The sequence below is a fragment of the Blastomonas sp. CCH1-A6 genome (assembly GCF_001556365.1).
GTDB classification, from domain to species: domain Bacteria; phylum Pseudomonadota; class Alphaproteobacteria; order Sphingomonadales; family Sphingomonadaceae; genus Blastomonas; species Blastomonas ursincola.
The window spans coordinates 1-1,524 of record NZ_LSIS01000306.1; the positions used below are offsets into that span (position 1 = coordinate 1).

The following is a 1,524-nucleotide window of genomic DNA, read 5'->3' on the forward strand; positions in this document are numbered from 1 at the left end:
CGGCTCCACCCCGCCGGCATCGAGCCGGCTGATATCGAGCAGCGCACGGATCAACCCATCGGCCGCGCCGATCGCGCTGTCGATCCGCTGGGCGAGCTGCTGCGTGCCCGGCTCGGCATCACGGGTCAGCGCGGCGGTGAACAGCCGCGCGGCGTGGAGCGGCTGAAGCAGGTCGTGGCTCGCGGCGGCGAGGAAGCGCGTCTTGTCTCGCGTCGCCTGGGCGAGCTGGCGGTTGGCGCTGCTCAGTTCCTGCGTGCGGTCGGCGACACGCTGCTCCAGCTCGGCCAGGGTGCGTTCGAGCTCGTCGCGCATCTGCGCTTCGGCGGTGATGTCGGTGAAGCTGGTGACATAGCCGCCACCCGGCATCGGCCCGCCCACGGTCTTGATGACGCGCCCGTCCTTGCGCTGCCGCTCGAAGCTGTGCGGCTGGCCGCGGCGCATGTGCATCAGCCGTTTGGCGACATGATGCTCGATATCCTCGGAGCCGAAATCGCCGAGCCGGGCATTGTAGCGGATCAGGTCCGCGATCGGCGTGCCCACGCGCACCAGGCCGGGCGGATAGCCGAATATGTCGAGATACTGGCTGTTCCACGCGACCAGGTTCATCTCGGCATCGACTACGCTGATCCCCGCATCGACATTCTCGAACGTGGCGGCGAGCAGTTCGCGCGAGAAGCGCAGCGACTGGCCGCGCTCGCCGAGCAGGCGCGTCACATCGGCAAGGCTCATCTGGCTGCCCGCCAGCGCCGAGGCGACCAGCGCGCGCGCCGACGATGCGCCGACGACGCGCGCGATCAGATCCCGCGCGCGCTGCGCGGCGGCGCGGGTGATCGGCACGCCGGGTGCGGCATCGGGAAATTCGGAGCTCGCCCGCTCGGTGCCGACAAAGCTGGCGGTCAGCCGCGCGAGATCGTCGAGATCGCTGATCTTCTGCGCGCCGCGCAGCTGCCACAGCAGCGGGCGTCCCTGCACCTTGCGCGCCGCGACCAGGCTATAGGCGACAAGATTGCACCCCAGGCTCCACGCCACGCCATGCACGAGCGGCGAGGCATTGCCGATGCCGAACAGCCGCATCGGGTCGGCGAATGTCCCTTCCAGCACCGCCAGCCAGCCATCGGGCAGGATCGGCGGCAGCGCCAGCGTGTAGAGCCACAGCGCAAAGCCAATCGACAGGCTTACCCGCGCCGCCAGCGCATCGCGCCCGCCGCCCTGCGTCGCGAGGATCAGGTGCGGGGTGAATTGCGCCATCGCGGCGAAGGCAACCAGCCCGATCGAGGCCAGGGTGTTTTCCGCCGGGATCAGCAGCGCCCAGGCGAGCGAGGCGGCGACGATGCCGAGGATCGAGGCGCGCCGCACGCGCAGCATCCGCCGCCCGAACGCGCCTTCCGCCGCATCCGACCGGTCGCGCTGCAGCAGCGCGGGGAAGATCAGGTCGTTCGAGACCATGGTGGCAAGCGCGGTGGAATCGACGATCACCATCGATGCCGCCGCGCTGATCCCGCCGATCAGCGCGAGCACGAGCAC

The 1,524-nt window shown here is 70.1% G+C and carries 1 protein-coding gene; it reads right to left on the reverse strand.

Annotated elements, in window-relative coordinates; genetic code table 11:
* A partial coding sequence (locus tag AX735_RS14530; RefSeq protein ID WP_156447513.1) for a PAS-domain containing protein occupies window positions 1-1,524 on the reverse strand: 1,524 nt, incomplete at both ends.